Annotated in this window: 14 protein-coding genes; 13 read left to right on the top strand and 1 reads right to left on the bottom strand. The window is 66.5% G+C overall.

The window, feature by feature from the left end; all coding sequences use genetic code 11:
* Positions 1-6 precede the first annotated feature (6 nt).
* Positions 7-1,542 carry a carotenoid oxygenase family protein gene (locus H6900_03240; GenBank protein ID MCC0072284.1) on the bottom strand — a complete coding sequence of 512 codons (1,536 nt, stop codon included), beginning with the start codon at positions 1,540-1,542 and terminating at the stop codon, positions 7-9.
* A 233-nt stretch (positions 1,543-1,775) separates the two neighbouring features.
* Between H6900_03240 and H6900_03235 the strand changes: the two genes are divergently transcribed.
* The 13 genes from H6900_03235 (at position 1,776) to H6900_03175 (ending at position 15,702) form a co-directional block, all read left to right on the top strand.
* Complete coding sequence (locus H6900_03235; protein ID MCC0072283.1) at positions 1,776-2,492, top strand: alpha/beta fold hydrolase; 717 nt, start codon at positions 1,776-1,778, stop codon at positions 2,490-2,492.
* Complete coding sequence (locus H6900_03230; protein ID MCC0072282.1) at positions 2,489-3,421, top strand: nitronate monooxygenase; 933 nt, start codon at positions 2,489-2,491, stop codon at positions 3,419-3,421. The genes H6900_03235 and H6900_03230 overlap by 4 nt, the downstream gene beginning before the upstream one ends.
* The gene (locus tag H6900_03225) at positions 3,418-5,100 is read left to right on the top strand and encodes an acyl--CoA ligase (protein MCC0072281.1); all 1,683 of its coding nucleotides are present in this window, start codon (positions 3,418-3,420) and stop codon (positions 5,098-5,100) included. The genes H6900_03230 and H6900_03225 overlap by 4 nt, the downstream gene beginning before the upstream one ends.
* 34 nt (positions 5,101-5,134) lie before the next feature.
* A complete protein-coding gene (locus H6900_03220) occupies positions 5,135-6,133 on the top strand; it encodes a TRAP transporter substrate-binding protein (GenBank protein MCC0072280.1) in 999 nt (332 codons plus the stop codon).
* Between the two features lie 72 nt (positions 6,134-6,205).
* Positions 6,206-6,706 (top strand): TRAP transporter small permease, encoded by a 501-nt coding sequence (locus H6900_03215; GenBank protein ID MCC0072279.1) that lies wholly within the window; start codon positions 6,206-6,208, stop codon positions 6,704-6,706.
* Positions 6,707-6,709: 3 nt separating this feature from the next.
* Entirely contained in the window at positions 6,710-8,023 is a 1,314-nt protein-coding gene (locus H6900_03210; protein ID MCC0072278.1) for a TRAP transporter large permease, read from the top strand.
* 9 nt (positions 8,024-8,032) lie between these two features.
* The gene (locus H6900_03205; GenBank protein ID MCC0072277.1) at positions 8,033-8,380 is read left to right on the top strand and encodes an antibiotic biosynthesis monooxygenase; all 348 of its coding nucleotides are present in this window, start codon (positions 8,033-8,035) and stop codon (positions 8,378-8,380) included.
* 147 nt (positions 8,381-8,527) lie between these two features.
* Entirely contained in the window at positions 8,528-10,024 is a 1,497-nt protein-coding gene (locus H6900_03200; protein ID MCC0072276.1) for a carotenoid oxygenase family protein, read from the top strand.
* A gap of 58 nt (positions 10,025-10,082) precedes the next feature.
* The gene (locus H6900_03195; GenBank protein MCC0072275.1) at positions 10,083-11,513 is read left to right on the top strand and encodes a carotenoid oxygenase family protein; all 1,431 of its coding nucleotides are present in this window, start codon (positions 10,083-10,085) and stop codon (positions 11,511-11,513) included.
* Positions 11,513-11,917 (top strand): lipocalin-like domain-containing protein, encoded by a 405-nt coding sequence (locus H6900_03190; GenBank protein ID MCC0072274.1) that lies wholly within the window; start codon positions 11,513-11,515, stop codon positions 11,915-11,917. The genes H6900_03195 and H6900_03190 overlap by 1 nt, the downstream gene beginning before the upstream one ends.
* 77 nt (positions 11,918-11,994) lie before the next feature.
* On the top strand, positions 11,995-13,587 hold the full coding sequence (locus H6900_03185) for an aldehyde dehydrogenase family protein (GenBank protein MCC0072273.1): 1,593 nt from the start codon (positions 11,995-11,997) through the stop codon (positions 13,585-13,587).
* Positions 13,580-14,497, top strand: coding sequence for a nitronate monooxygenase (locus H6900_03180; protein MCC0072272.1), 918 nt, complete (start codon positions 13,580-13,582; stop codon positions 14,495-14,497). Before H6900_03185 ends, H6900_03180 begins: the two co-directional genes overlap by 8 nt.
* Positions 14,494-15,702, top strand: a complete 1,209-nt coding sequence (locus tag H6900_03175; GenBank protein ID MCC0072271.1) for a thiolase domain-containing protein — start codon at positions 14,494-14,496, stop codon at positions 15,700-15,702. The genes H6900_03180 and H6900_03175 overlap by 4 nt, the downstream gene beginning before the upstream one ends.
* Positions 15,703-15,705 lie beyond the last annotated feature (3 nt).

The raw sequence follows: 15,705 nt of genomic DNA, 5'->3' as shown, positions 1-15,705 counted from the left end.
GCAGGCTCAAGCGGCGGGCCAGATCTGCGCGCCATCCACCCAGGTGGTGTGGAACCCGATGGAGATGCGGCGCGGGATCTTCACCTTGGCAATGGGGCGGGTGATGTCCTCGGCATCGAAGATCAGGCAGGCCGACGACCAGTCGTTCGAATCCGTGACGAAGCTGACGGCATAGGCCTTGCCCTCGGCCGTGTCGCGGGTGGCGCCATGGGCCGGGGCGATCGGCGCCTCGGACCCGTAGACCCCGGCGCCATAGTCATAGCGCTGCATCGCCCCGCCCTCGAGATCGTAGCGCACGAACCCGCTGAAGGTCTGGCAGCGCCCTTCCAGCGACCCCTCATGCGGAAGGGGCAGAATCTGGTTGTAGGCATAGCGCGTCTTGCGGCCGACGAAATTGGCGTTGACGGTGGGGAACTCGGTGTTGAGGTCGTCCATCTCGCCCTCGCGGGTTTCGCCGGTGCGGGTGTTGAAGCTCCACTTGTACATGACATGGGTGCGGCGGCGGTAGGCCATCATCGACGCCAGATGCTTGTCGGCGGGGTCCTTCATCGGCATCGGGTTGTCCTGCCGGCAGCCGGTCATATGAACCCACTCGCCCTCTTCCCAACTGTTCGAGATGTGCAGGATGTAGCAGGGGCTGGCCTCGAACCACTGCACCTTTGGCGAGCGGCCGAACCGGTCGATCAGACCGAACCGCGCGGGCACGTCGCGGTGAAAGCCCATCACCCGCCGCCCGTGTTTCCTGAGCAGGTCCACGTCGTGATAGAACGGCAGGTCGTGCAGGATCGCGTAATTTTCCGTCAGGCCCATGTCGTGCGGCGAACGCGGCCCGGCCAGGTCGATATCGACGTCGAACCTGAGGGTGCCGTCCGGATTGGCCATGCCATAGGACATGTAGGGCGGCTCGTCCTGATAGTTGAAAAAGAACATCTCGCCGGTGAAGGGATCGCTTTTCGAATGCGCCGAAACGTGGTGCTTCAGCTTTCCGCCCAGCCGTTCGCGTCCCACGGTTTCCAGCGTCAGCGGGTCGATCTGATAGGGATCGCCCGCCATGTACCACAGCGACAGCAGCTTGCCGTTGTAGAAGATGACGTCGGTGTTCGACACATCCTTGATCGGCGTGCCGGGCAGGCGGAAGTCATACGGCCCGGCCAGACCCGGCCAGATCGCCTTGCCGGCCTTGTCCTCGACGATGAAGGCGCCGTTGCGCAGATACTTCTGCCGGAAGCTGGCTTTGCCGTCGCGGAAATAGATCGCCCTCAGCAGCGCGTCGCCGTCGTAGTAGTGATACTTGTCGTTCACCGGCTCGAACCGCTGCGAGGGGCCGTTCATGACATAGGCGCCGCACAGATCGGCCGGAATCTCGCCCTCGACCACCAGATCGTCGGCGTCGTATTCGATGTCGGTGGGCGCGAAGGGGCCGTGCAGATACGGGTGGTCGTAGTGCCAGATCCAGCCCGGAGCATCCGGCGGCGGCGTGCCGTCCGGTGCGAACATCCGGACATTGGCGGCGGTCACGGCAAGGTCGGGTTCGTGGGACATGCGGCGCTCCGGTTATGTGTTTAACTAGACCACTAATGCCGAGAGTTGATCGCGACGTCAAGCAAATCTCGGTCAATCGAGACCGAAACCCGCGCGAGACCGGCCCGATCGTCAGACGAAATAGCGGAATTTCCTAGGAAATTGCGGGTATTCGTTCCGTTTAACAAAACATAGTTTTGAAAAATGGAGTTTCGTCTTGACCGGATCTGCGAGAACAGTCTAGCAATGTGGATATGAGGGAGAGGACCACCATGCCGCCAGTGCTGTGCCTGCCCGGGCTGCTTTGCACGCCCGGTCTGTTCGACCCGGTCCTTTCGGCCCTGGGGCAGGGCCGCGCGGTCGCGTTGCCGCAGGGCGACGACTTTGAGTCGCTCGTCACCACGCTGGCCGAGGGACTGACCGGGGGTTCGACTGAACCGGTGGTGCTGGTGGGCATGTCGATGGGCAGCTATCTGGCGCTGGCGCTGGCGCTTCGGGTGCCCGACCGGGTCGCGGGTCTGGTCCTGATCGGCACCAATGCCGCCGCCGATTCGCCCAAGGGGGCCGCGCTCAGGGGCAAGGTCGCCGCCTGGGCCCGGCGCGAGGGCATGCCGGCGCTGGCCGCCAGCATCGCCGATTCCATGCTGTCCGCGGCGCGCCGTGCGGACCCGGTGCTGCGGGACACGATCTTGCGCATGGCGGACGCCACCGGGATCGAGACTTTCGCGGCCCATCAGGCCGCCCTGGCCGGCCGGCCGGACCAGACCGCCCGGCTTGCGGCGATTGCCTGCCCGGTTCTGGTGCTGACCGGCGCCGAGGACACGGTCACGCCCCCCGATGCCGGGCGCGCGGTGGCCGAAGGGGTCGCCGCCGGACGCTTTGTCCTGCTCGATGGCGTCGGCCACATGCCGGTGCTGGAGCGCCCCCAACTGGTTGCCACCCATCTGCGCGCATTTCTGGAGTCCCTATGACCGATCTCAGCACCCTTCGGTTGCCGGCGATTGCCGCCCCGATGTTCCTGGTTTCGAACCCCGATCTGGTGGTGGCGTGCTGCAAGGCGGGGATCGTCGGCAGCTTTCCCGCACCCAACCTGCGCAGCAGCGCCGAACTGGGCGACTGGATGGCCGAGATCGCCGCGCGGCTGGGGCCGGGCGATGCCCCCTGGGCGCTGAACCTGGTGACCCATTCGACCAGCCCGCGTCTGGCGGGCGATCTGGACCAGGTGGCGATTCACCGCCCGCCGGTGGTCATCACCGCGCTGGGCAGCCCCAGGCCGGTGATCCCGACGGTCCATGGCTATGGGGGTCTGGTCTTTGCCGATGTCATCTCGGTCGCGCTGGCGAAAAAGGCGGTCGAGGCCGGCGCCGACGGGCTGGTGCTGGTCTGTGCCGGTGCCGGCGGTCATACCGGCGAGTTGAGCCCCATGGTCTTTGTCGAGCGCGTGCGCCAGTTCTTCGACGGGCCGATCGCACTTGCCGGGGCCATCAACACCGGCGAGGCGATTTTGGCGGCGCGCGTTCTGGGGGCCGATTTCGCCTATCTCGGCACCGCGTTCCTGGCGGCCGAGGAAAACATGGCGGCCCCGGAATACCGCCAGATGTGCGTCGATTCGGACGCAACCGACCTGATGGTGACCCGGGCCTTTACCGGCGCGCGGGCGTCGATGCTGAAACCCTCGATGGTCGCCCGGGGGCTGGACCCGGCCCAGCTGGAGTTCACGGTCGCCAAGATGAATTTCACCGGACGCAAGGACGAGGCGGTCAAGCCCTGGTCCGGCATCTGGGGCGCCGGTCAGGGCGTGGGCCGGATCGCCCGCGTCGAACCCGCCGCCGCGATCGTGGAACGGCTGGTCGGTGAATATCAGGCCGCAAGGGCCCGCACGCGGGAGCTTTGCGCATGACCAGCCCGTTTTCGGCCGAAGACCGCGCGCATTACCGTGCGCTGGGTCTGTGGGGCGAGGTGACGCTGCCGGCGATGTTCGCCGAGACCGCCGCGCGCGTGCCCGACCGTCTGGCGCTGGTCGATGCACCGAACCGGGCCGAGGTGTTCGAGGGCGCGCCCCGCCGGCTGACCTATGCCCAGATGCGGGCCGAGGTCGATCGCCTGGCGGGCGTCTTGCAGGCGCAGGGCGTCGGGCCCGGCGCGCTGGTTGCGACGCAACTGCCCAACATCGTGGAAACGGTGATCCTGTATCTGGCGCTGTCGCGGATCGGCGCGGTGCTGAGCCCGATCTCCATCGCCTATCGTTCGGCCGAGTTGCGGGACCTGGCGCAGGTGGCCGCGTTCGATGCCTACATCTCGGTCGCGACGTTGAAGGGGCAGCCCTATTACGCCGAGCGGATCGACGCCCTGCCAGACGGCGTGCGGCGCTTTGGCCTGGGCGACGGCCTGCCGGCGGGCGTGGTTTCCCTGGATACCGCCACGGCGGCAGCACCAGGGGCGGTGCCTCTCGACGCGGACGACCTGTTCGCGGTGTTCTGGACCTCGGGGACCGAGGGGGTGCCAAAGGCGGTGCCAAAGACGCACAACAACATGATGTCCAGTTCGCTGGGGGCCTGGCGCCTGCTTGACCTGCCCGACGGGGCGAATGTCCTGGCGCCGTTTCCGTTCGTGAACGCGGCCGCGGTGGGCGGATTGATGATGTGCTGGATGCGCACCGCCGGCGCGTTGATCCTGCATCACCCGTTCGACGTGGGCGTGTTCCTGGACCAGCTCAAGTCCGAAGATGTCGCCTATACGATGGTCGCGCCGACCGTCCTGGTCTACCTGCGCGAACAGGCCCGGGACCCTGGCCTGCACGCCGCGCTGCACCGGCTGATCGCGTTGGGCACCGGATCGGCACCGCCGGACCCTGAGGTGTTCGTATTCTTCGAACGCGAATTCGAGATCCCGGTGGTCAATTTCTTTGGCTCGAACGAGGGGGCGCAGATGTGTTCCTCGGGCGCGCGGGTTCCGGACCCGCGCCAGCGCGCGAGTTTCTTTCCACGCGACGGCGATGAAAGCTGGACCCCCGGCCTGCGCACGGCCAACGGCGGCACCTTCAAGCTGGTCGATCCGGCCACGGGCAAGACGGTCAGCACCCCCGGCGCCCTGGGCGAGATGTATCTCAAGGGGCCGACATTGCTGCCCGGCTATTATTCGCGCGCGGGGTTCGACCGCAGCCGGTTCACGGCGGACGGCTATTTCCCGTCGGGTGACCTGTTCGAGATCGCGCATTGCGGCACGCTGATCCGCTTTCACGCCCGCTTGCGCGAGTTGATCGTGCGCGGCGGGATGAAGATCTCGCCCGTCGAACTGGACAACGCCCTGTCGGCGCTGCCCGGCGTGCGCGAGGTTGCGGTCGCCGCCTATGCCGACGCGCAGATGGGCGAAAAGGTCTGCCTGTTCGTGGCAATGCAGCCCGGCCGGACGCTGACCCTGGATCAGGTCAAGACCTTCTGCGACCACGCCGGTCTGGCCAAGTTCAAATGGCCCGAACGGCTGGAATTCCGCGCCGCACTGCCGCGCACGCCCCTGGCGAAACTGGACCGCAAGGCGCTGGCCCGCTGGCTGGCGGAATCGGATGGCGCGGTCGCTTGATCCGCCGTCCTCATCAGCAACAGGGAGGAAACCAATGCTGAAGAGAACCCTGACCGGCCTTGCCGCCGGCATCGCCCTGACTCTCGCCGCCCCGGTGGCCATGGCGCGGGACCTGGCCTTTGCCGTGTTCGTTCCGGCGGCCTCGCCGACGGTGCAGCGGATCTATCAGCCCTGGGTAGACTGGTTCAACGCCGGCGCCGCCGCGAACGATGTGCAGATCACGCTTTACGCGGGCGGCACGCTGGGCCGCAATCCGCTGGCCCAGGCCCAGATGGTGGCGGACGGCGTGGCCGATCTGGCGCTGACCGTGCCCAGCTACACGCCCGGCGTGTTCCCCGATTTCGACGTCTTCGAACTGCCGGGTTTCGCCACGGACACGCGCGAGGGGTCGCTGGCCGCGCTCGAACTCCATCAGGAGGGGCGCCTGCGCGGCTACGAGGATTACTATGTCGTCGCGATGTATTCCTCGGGCGCGTATCAGATCCACACTCGCGACCCGATGCCGACGATCGACGATCTGGCCGGGCGGCGCATCCGCGTGGCGGGGCAGATCCAGACCGCCGTGATCGAGGCCCTGGGCGGCGTGCCGCAAAACCTGGGTGCGGGCGAAATGGCCGAAAACATCGACCGCGGCCTGATCGACGGGGCGATGACCGATGCCTCGGTCGCGCGCACCTTCCGCGTCGCGGATGTGGCGCCGAACCATTATGACGCCAACCTGGGCGTGCTGGTCTTTGCCATCGTCATGAACCGGGGGGTCTATGATTCGCTGCCCGACCCCGTGAAGGACCTGCTGGCGCAAAGCGGGCAGTTCATCGCGGATCGCCAGATCGCGGAATACGGCGCGGCGATCGACGCCAATATGGCCGCCTGGCGCGCCGATCCCGCGCATACCGTCGTGACCCCCTCGGATGCCGAACGGGCTGCGATCGCGGCGCGCGTGCAGCCGGTCATCGACCGGGTGGCCGCCGCCGCCTCGCCCGGTCTGATCGAGGCCTATACGGCAAAGCTGGACGACATCCGCGCCCGGTAAGCCACGCTTCGCGGGGGCCGGGTTCTTCTGGCCCGGCCCCTCGCCCTTTCCCGACAGACCCCGAGGCAAGTCGTGCAGTCCATCGAACGTCCGTTTCTTCTGATCTCGCGCGCCGCGGCAGCGGCGGGGGTGCTGTGCCTGTTGCTGGTCGCGGGACTGTCCGTTGCCGACATCGTGCTGCGCGAGGCGACTGGCCAGCCGATCCGCGGCGCCGCCGACATCGCCGGATTGCTGACGATTCTCATCATCGCCTCGTGCTTTCCCGCCGGTCTGCTGGAGCGTCGGCAGATCAAGGTGACCTTTCTGGGGTCGATTCTGCCGGCCTGGGCGAACCGCGCGCTCGAGGTGTTCGGCGCGCTGATGACCGGGCTCATGTTCCTGGCCATCGCCTGGTTCATGACCCGGCACGCCCTGCGCGTGACGGCAAACCACCAGTATACGATGGTTCTGAACCTGCCGATTGCGCCCTGGTGGTGGATCGCCACCGCCTGTTTCTGGGCCTGCGTGCCCGCGCAGATGTTCGTCATCCTGGCCGAGGCGCTGGGCTATACCACCACCGAGTCAGAGGTCTGAGCCATGGATCCCACCACCATCGGGCTGATCGGCATGGGGTTGATGCTGCTGCTGATCCTGTTGCACGTTCCCATCGGCGTGGCGATGGGCGTTGCCGGGGTTGCGACCTTTGGCATGATCCGGGGCGACCTGACCCCCGCGCTGACCCTGTTCGGAACCGAAACCGTGGGCAAGGTCGGCAGCACGGAACTGGCGGTGATCCCGTTGTTCCTGCTGATGGGCAGCTTCGCCACTGTCGGCGGGCTCAGCTCTGATCTCTACCGGATCGCGCAGGCGCTGTTCGGGCATGTGCGGGGCGGGCTGGCGGTGGCCACCATCGGCGGCTGCGCGGGTTTCGGGGCGATCTGCGGCTCGTCGGTGGCGACGGCGACGACCATGACGCGCATCGCCCTGCCCGAGATGATGAAGCGCAACTACTCGGAACGGCTGGCCACCGGGTCGATCGCCGCAGGGGGCACGTTGGGAATGCTGATCCCGCCGTCGATCATCCTGGTGCTCTATGGCGTGCTGACCGAGCAATTCGTCAAGACGCTGTTCGTCGCCGCGTTGCTGCCCGGCCTGCTGGCGGTCGCGCTGCATGTGCTGACGATCCTGATCCTGGTGCGGCGCAATCCCGATCTGGCGGCGGCGGGCGACCGGCAGCCCTGGTCGGAATCCTTGCGCGCCCTGCGCGATGGCTGGACCGCGATCTTGTTGATGATCGTGGTGACCGGGGGGATCTATGCCGGTGTCTTTTCGGTCAACGAGTCCGCCTCGGTCGGGGCTTTCCTGGCGTTCCTGATCGCGCTGCTGCGCCGGCGGTTGACCTGGCCCGGCTTCTGGGCGGCCCTGCGCGAGACCGCCGCGACGACCTCGATGATCTACCTGATGACCATCGGCGCCTCGATCTTTACCTATGCGGTGACGATTTCGGGCCTGCCCGAGGTGATCGTGACCGGCATCCGCGACACCGGCCTGCCGGGCATCTGGGTCGTGATCTTGCTGATGATCATGTATCTGATCCTGGGCTCCATCTTTGAGACGATCTCGTCGATGGTCATCACCATTCCCTTCGTCTACCCGCTGATCCTGGGCTACGGCTATGACCCGATCTGGTGGGGCATCCTGACCGTGATGGTGATCGAGATCGGGATGATAACCCCGCCGATCGGCATGAACGTCTTTGTCATGAAGGCGATGCTGCCGCGCACCAGGCTGTCCACGATCTACGCCGGCGTGGCGCCGTTCATCGTGGCGGACCTGATCCGCCTGGGCCTCTTGATCGCGTTTCCGGCGGTCTCGCTGGCGCTGGTCAACCTGTTCAACCTGCCACATTGAGGACCGACCATGACAAACCAAGCGATCACCTGGGTGATGCAGGCCGACCTGCCCGCCGGCAAGCGCCCGGATCTTGTGGCCCTGATGCAAGAGATGACCGCCGCCACCCGCGCCGACGAGCCGGGTTGCCAGCTCTATGACTGGTTCGTCACCGCCGACGGCACGGCCTGCCACATCCTGGAACGCTACGCCGACGAGGCCGCGATGATGGCGCATGTCGCCACGTTCAACCGGCTCTATGCGCGGCGCCTGTTCGGCGTCATCAAGCCGCGCGCGCTGACGGTCTACGGCCAGCTCTCGCCCGAGGGGCAGGCGGCGCTGGCCCCGCTGCGGCCCGTGTATCTGGACCGTCTGTGACGCGCTTCCCGTCCTGTTCCGCCTGCCGGAACGGCGAATCAGGGAAATGCCGCGCAAGCCGAAAAGATTATTGACAGAATAACGTTTCGTCGGAATCATGGGTTCAACAACGTTACCTATTGTCGCCGTAACACAAGGGATCGAACCATGAGCGTTGAAGTCGTCAAGCGGTTCAAAGGCAATATCGAACCCGGAGATCACCCCTATCTGCAAGGCCCCTGGAGCCCCCAACACGACGAGGTCAACGCCGATGACCTTGTGGTTCTGGAAGGTCAGGTCCCGACGGACATCGACGGCGTCTATCTGCGCAACACGCAGAACCCGCTGCATCAGGCGCTGGGCCGGTATCATCCCTTTGACGGCGACGGCATGATCCACATGGCCGCTTTCCGTGACGGAAAGGTTCAGTATCGCAACCGTTTCGTGAAAACCAAGGGGTTGGCGGCCGAGATCGAGGCCGGCGAGCGTCTGTGGGCTGGCCTGATGGAGGACCCCGCCCTGTCCAAGCGGCCCGGCTGGGGCGCGCATGGTGCGCTGAAGGACGCCAGCTCGACCGACGTGGTTGTGCACGCGGGCAAGGCGCTGACAACCTATTACCAGTGCGGCGAGGGGTATCGCATGGACCCGCTGACGCTGGACGAGGCCGGCATCCCCGACTGGTCGCCCGAGGACGGGATCTCGGCCCATACCAAGGTTGACGAACACACCGGCGAGCTGTTGTTCTTCAACTATTCGAAAAAGCCGCCGTTCATGCATTACGGCGTGGTCGATCGCAACGACCGCCTGGTGCATTACGTCCCGGTGCCGCTGCCCGGGCCGCGCCTGCCGCATGACATGGCCTTTACCCAGAACTATGCGATCCTCAACGATTTCCCGCTTTACTGGGACCCAGAGGCCCTGAAGCGCGACAAGCATGTGGTGCGGTTCTACAAGGACCAACCCTCGCGCTTTGCGATCATCCCGCGCCGTGGCCAGCCCGAGGACATCATGTGGTTCGAGGCCGCGCCGACCTTTGTCCTGCATTGGCTCAACGCCTATGAGGAAGGCGACGAGATCGTCCTGGACGGCTATTTCCAGGAAGACCCGATGCCGACCAATTACGAGGGCGCAAAGCCCGGGTATGAGCGGATGATGTCCTATCTGGACCAGCACAAGATGGGCACGAAGCTGCATCGCTGGCGGTTCAACCTGAAAACCGGCGAGACGACCGAACAGCGACTGGATGACCGGATCATGGAATTCGGCATGTTCAACCAGAAATACGCGGGCCTGCCCTATCGCTTTGCCTATTCGGCGTTGCAGGTTCCGGGCTGGTTCATCTTCAACGGCTACGTCAAGACCGACCTGCAAACCGGCGAAAGCTGGCAGATCACGCTGCCCGAGGGGCAGTTCGCCTCGGAGGCGCCCTTTGCCCCGCGCGTCAACGCAAAGGACGAGGACGACGGCTATCTGGTGACCTTCATCATCAACGAAAAGACCGGCAAGTCCGAGGTTGCGCTGATCGACTGCAAGCGGTTCGCCGAGGGTCCTGTCTGCCGGGTGCAACTGCCGCATCAGATGGCCTCGGGGACGCATTCGTGCTGGGCGAACGGCGCCGATTTCCGCGACGGCGGGGTTCTGGCGCGCGCGGCGATGGGGGGCTGAGGCGATGGGTCTGGATCACATTCCCGCCGATCAGGACTGGTTCGTTCCGAATGCCAGCATGGCCGGCCCCTTTGCGCCGACCCACTCCGAGGTCGTCGCCCAGGATCTTCAGGTGATCGGCGACCTGCCGGCGGATCTGAACGGCATGTATGTCCGCAACGGCCCGTCGCCCGCGCACGCGCCGCATGGCAAGTATCACTGGTTCGATGGCGACGGAATGCTGCATTCGGTGCGCTTTCAGGGGGGGCGCGCCACCTATCGCAACCGCTGGGTTCAGACCGACGGCCTGAAGGCCGAGACCGAGGCCGGCCAGTCGCTGTGGCCGGGACTCAAGGAACGGATGCCCGAGGGCGCCCTGCCCGACGACGCGATGAAGAACACCTCGAACACGGATGTGAAGTTCCATAACGGCACGCTCTATTCGATGTGGTATCGTGGCGGCGCGGTTTATACCGTCGATCCCGGCAGCCTGACCACGCTGGGCAAGCTGGAAACCGACCCGCGCCTGGTGGGTTTGCAGATCTCGGCCCACAGCCGGGTCGATGAGGCGACGGGCGAGTTCGTCTTTTTCGCCTATGGCAACCGTCATCCGTATATGCATCACGGCGTCATCGGCGCCGACGGGGCGCTGAAATCGCTGGTTCCGGTGGAACTGCCCGGCCCGCGCCTGCCGCATGACATGGCGATCACCCGCAACTATTCGGTGCTGCACGACTTTCCGCTCATCAACAATCCCGAGGCTCTGGCGCGTGGCCGCTACAGCCTGGAATTCCGTCAGGACTGGCCAACCCGTTTCGCGGTGATCCCGCGCCATGGCACCGCCGACCAGATCCGCTGGTTCGAATTCCAGCCGCGCTACATGCTGCACGTCGCCAACGCCTGGGAAGAGGTGAACGCGCAGGGCGAGACCGAGATCGTCATGCTGGGCACGCCCTATGCCAATCCGCGCGGATATGACGGCGGGCTGGACGTGCAGCGCCTGCTGTTCACCATCGGCACGCAGGGCACCGATTACGAGCTTTACCAGTGGCGCATGAACCTGACCACCGGCGCCACGCGCGAGGGGATCGTGGACGATATCCTCAACACCGAATTCCCGATGATCAACACCCGCTATCAGGGGGTGAAGAACCGCTACACCTATAACGTGCTGATGGGTCGTCCGCGCACGCTGGAACAGCCGCATTTCGCCGGGCTTGTGAAATACGACCTGCAAACCGGGGCCGCGCTCGCCTATCACCCGGGCGAGGGGTATTGGTTCTCCGAGGCGCCCTTTGCCCCGCGCGACGGCGCTACCGAGGAAGACGACGGCTATGTCGTGGGGTTCGTCTGGAACGGGCTGGCGAACCGGTCCGAGGTCTGGGTCACCGACGCGCGCGACATCGCCAAGGGGCCGGTTGCGCGGGTGATCCTGCCGCAGCGCGTGCCGCACGGGTTCCATTCGTGCTGGGTGCGCGACGATCAGCTTTCGGCGGCAAGGGTGGCATGATGCTGCAAGGCACCTGGCATCTGGTCGGCTGGGAAATCGAGATCGCGGGCCGCGTGACGCAGCCCTTTGGCGCCGATCCGACCGGGCTGATCCACTACACCGCCGATGGCGGCATGTCGGCCTGCATCGCGCGGGCGGACCGGCCCCGCTGGTCCGGCGGCAACCCCCGGACGGCCCCCGAAGCCGAGCGACTGGCCGCGTTCGAAAGCTATTTCCACTATGCCGGCACCTGGCGGATCGAGGAACGCGCGGGCCAAACCGTGGTGGTGCATACCGTCACGCATTCGCTGAACCCCGATTTCGTCGGCTCCGAGCAGGTGCGCAACGTGGATCTGGACGGCGACAGCCTGACGCTTTCGGCGCAGGAAGGCCCCCGGTTCCATCGTCTCAGGTGGAGGCGTTGATGGTCGATCATCACGCCACGTTCCGGCGCGCGCAGGCTGCCTGCGCCAGCCGCGAATGCTGGTCGCCCTATCCCGAGATGCCGAAACTCTACCCTGACGCCGACACCGCCGCACCCGCGGGCGAGGCCGCGTTCCAGGCGTTGCTGGGCAAGCCGTTCGCGCTGACGCTGCCCGGCGTAACCGGATGGGTGGGCGAAGAAGTCTCGCCCTATACACAGGTGCCGTTGGGGATCACCTACCCGCAAGCAGGCCCCGACGCCCTGTTCGCCGCCGCCAAAGCCGCACTCCCCGGCTGGGCGGCGGCGGAAATCGACACGCGCCTGATGCTGCTGATGGAGGGGCTGGATCGGCTCTATGCACGCCTGTTCACGCTGGTTCCTGCCGTGATGCACACCGCAGGTCAAAGCTACAACATGGCCTATGCCGGGTCCGGCGTGAACGCGCTGGACCGCGGGATCGAGGCGCTGGTCCATGCCGAACAGGCAATGCGCAGCGTGACGCCCCGGGCGGAATGGGCGCGACGGTTCGGCCGTGACGAGATCCGCCTGGACAAGACCTACCGCCTGATGCCGCGCGGGGTGGCGGTGTGTTTCACCTGCGCCAGTTTCGCCACCTGGAATGCCTGGCCGTCGATCCTGGCCAGCCTGGCGACGGGCAACGCGGTGATCGTCAAGCCGCACCCCGCCAGCGTGCTTCCGATGGCGATCACGGTGCAGGTGTTGCGCGATCTGCTGGCCGAGCAGGGCTTTGATCCCAACCTGGTGACGCTGTGCATGGACACGGTGGCGGACCCGCTGGGCAAGGTGCTGATCAAGCATCCCGATTGCGCCATCGTGGATTTCACCGGCTCTGCCCGGTTCGGCGCCTGGGTCGAGGCCAACGCCCATCCCGCCATCGCCTTCACCGAGACCTCGGGGTGCAACACCGTGGTGCTGGCCGGGGCCGACGATCTCGATGCCGCGATCCGGTCGCTGGCGACGACGATGTGCATGTTCTCGGCGCAGATGTGCACCAGCCCGCAGAACGTCTATCTGCCGCCACAAGTGGACACGCCCGACGGACCGGTGCCGCGCGATGTGGTCGCGCGCAAGCTGGCCGACGCCATCGCCGCGCTGACCGACGACCCGCGCCGCGCCGCGATGATCCTGGCGACGGTGCAGGCGCCGCAGACGCTGGGCCTGATCCAGTGGGTGCGCGAGCAGGCCTCGGCCCGGGGGCGGGTGCTGCTGGACAGCCGCGCCTATCGCCACCCCGAGTTTCCACAGGCCCGCACCGCGACGCCCCTTCTGGTGCAGGTCGGAAAAGAGGCGCAGGACCTCTACGCCGAGGAACGCTTTGGCCCCATCGGCTTTGTCATCGACTGCGACAGCGCCGAGGATGCGCTGCATCAGGCGACCGAGGACGCACGCCTGAACGGCGGGATCACCGGGTTCCTCTATGCGCGGGACGAGGCGTTCATAACCCGGGCCGAAACGGCCTATGCACGGGCTGGCGCGCAGCTGACGATCAATCTGACCGGCGCGATGCCGCTGAATTTCGCCGCCGCCTATTCCGATTACCACGTCACCGGCCTGAACGGCGCGGGCAATGCCACGTTGACCACCCTGGCCTTTGTCGCGTCCCGGTTCGCCGTGGCCCAATCCCGCCGCCCCGCGAGGTCCCATGACTGACGCCCTCCGCCTGCCTGTCTTTGCCGCGCCGATGTTCCTGGTCTCGGGGCCCGATCTGGTGATTGCCGCCTGCAAGGCCGGGATCGTCGGTGCGTTTCCGACGCCCAATTGCCGCACCGTCGAACAACTGGACGACTGGATGACCCGCATCACCGCGGCTGTGGGCGATGCGCCCTGGTGCGCCAACCTGGTGACGCATTCCACCAACGCCCGCCTGCCGCAGGACCTGGCGCTGGTGGCGAAACACAAGCCGCCCTTCGTGGTGACGGCGCTGGGCTCGCCCAAGCCCGCGATCGAGACCGTGCACGCCTATGGCGGCACGGTGATCGCGGACGTCACCTCGCCCAAGCTGGCGCGCAAGGCGATCGAGGCCGGCGCCGACGGTCTGGCCTGCATCTGCGCGGGGGCGGGCGGGCATACCGGCACGCTGTCGCCCTTTGCCTTTGTCAGCGCGGTGCGCCAGTTCCACAAGGGGCCGCTCATCGTCGGCGGGGGCATCAGCGACGGCTGGGGCATCGCCGGCGCCATCGCCGCGGGTGCGGACTATGTCTATATGGGCACGTCCTTCATCGCCGCGGCCGAAAGTCTGGCCTCGCAGGACTACAAGGACATGCTGGCGGCCGCGCAAATCGAGGACCTGCTCATCAGCGCCGGGATCACCGGCACGCCCGCAAGCTGGCTGAAACCCTCGCTCAAGGCCAACGGATTCGACCCCGACGCGATGCCTGACGCGCCCGACCGCGCCTATGACAGCAGCCAGAGCCTGAAGGGCAAACGCTGGGCCGACGTCTGGTCGGCGGGCCAGGGCGTCGGCGCGGTCACCGGGACCGAGCCCGCCGCATCCATCGTGGACCGCCTGGCTGGCGAATTCGCCGCCGCAACCGCCCGTTTCCAGAAAGGCACCGCATGACCTATATCCTCGGATCCTCGCAAACCGACTTTGCCCGCGCCTGGTCGCGCGAGGGGCTGGACATTTCCGACATGATCCGCGCCTCGGTTCTGGATGCGCTCGAGGATGCGCAGGTCGATGCCTCGCAGGTCGGGTCGATTCATGTCGGCAACGCCTTTGGCGAGATGCAGCGCGAACAGGCGCATCTGGGCGCGATGGTCGCGCAGGTGGTGCCCGAGCTGTGGGGCGTGCCCGCGATGCGCCACGAGGGGGCCTGTGCCTCGGCCTCGCTGGCGGTGCTGACGGCGATGGCCGAGATCGAGGCCGGCCGCTATGATTGCGTGCTGGTCGTCGGCGCCGAGGAGTTCAAGAACACGCGCGGCGACATCGCCAGCGTCAACCAGAACGCCGCAGGCTGGCAGGGTCACGAGGGGATCGAGTGCAAGTTCCTGTGGCCCGCCGTCTTTGGCCTGGCCGCGCAGGAATACGACCGCCGCTATGGGCTGGACCGTCGCTATCTGAACCGCATCGCCGAGATCAACTATGGCAACGCAAAGCGCAACCCGCTGGCGCAAACGCGCGGCTGGGCGTTCAACGCGCTGTCCTTTACCGATGACGACAACGCCAATCCGATCATCGAGCCGGGGACGCGGCGTCAGGATTGCGGGCAGATCACCGACGGCGCGTCGTCGCTGGTGCTGGCCTCGGCCGCCTTTGCCGCCGACTGGTCGCGTCGCACCGGCAAGCGCGCGGCGAAGATCGCCGGCTGGGGGCATCACAACGCCGGTCTGCGGTTCAAGGACAAGCTCGCGCATAGCGGCGACTACGTCTTTCCGCACGTCCGCCAGACGATCGAAGACGCCTGGCGCCGCGCCGGTGTCAGCGGGATCGAGGCGATGAGCGGGGTCGAGACCCACGACTGTTTCACGACCACCGAATACATCGCCATCGACCACCTGGGGCTGACCGCGCCGGGGCAAAGCTGGCAGGCGGTCGAGGACGGGATCATCGAGCCCGGCGGCCGCTGCCCGGTGAACATGTCGGGGGGCTTGATCGGTTGCGGGCACCCGGTTGGGGCGACCGGATCGCGCATGTTGCACGACGCGGCGCGCCAGGTGCTGGGGCGGGCCGGTGACATGCAGATCGACGGCGCAAGCCGCATCCAGACGCTGAATATCGGCGGCAGCTTCGGCACCGTCGTCAGTTTCGTGGTCGAGGCCCAGTAAGAG

This window comes from Rhodobacter sp. (assembly GCA_020637515.1).
GTDB lineage: Bacteria > Pseudomonadota > Alphaproteobacteria > Rhodobacterales > Rhodobacteraceae > Pararhodobacter.
This window is presented reverse-complemented; position numbering and strand designations above follow the sequence as displayed.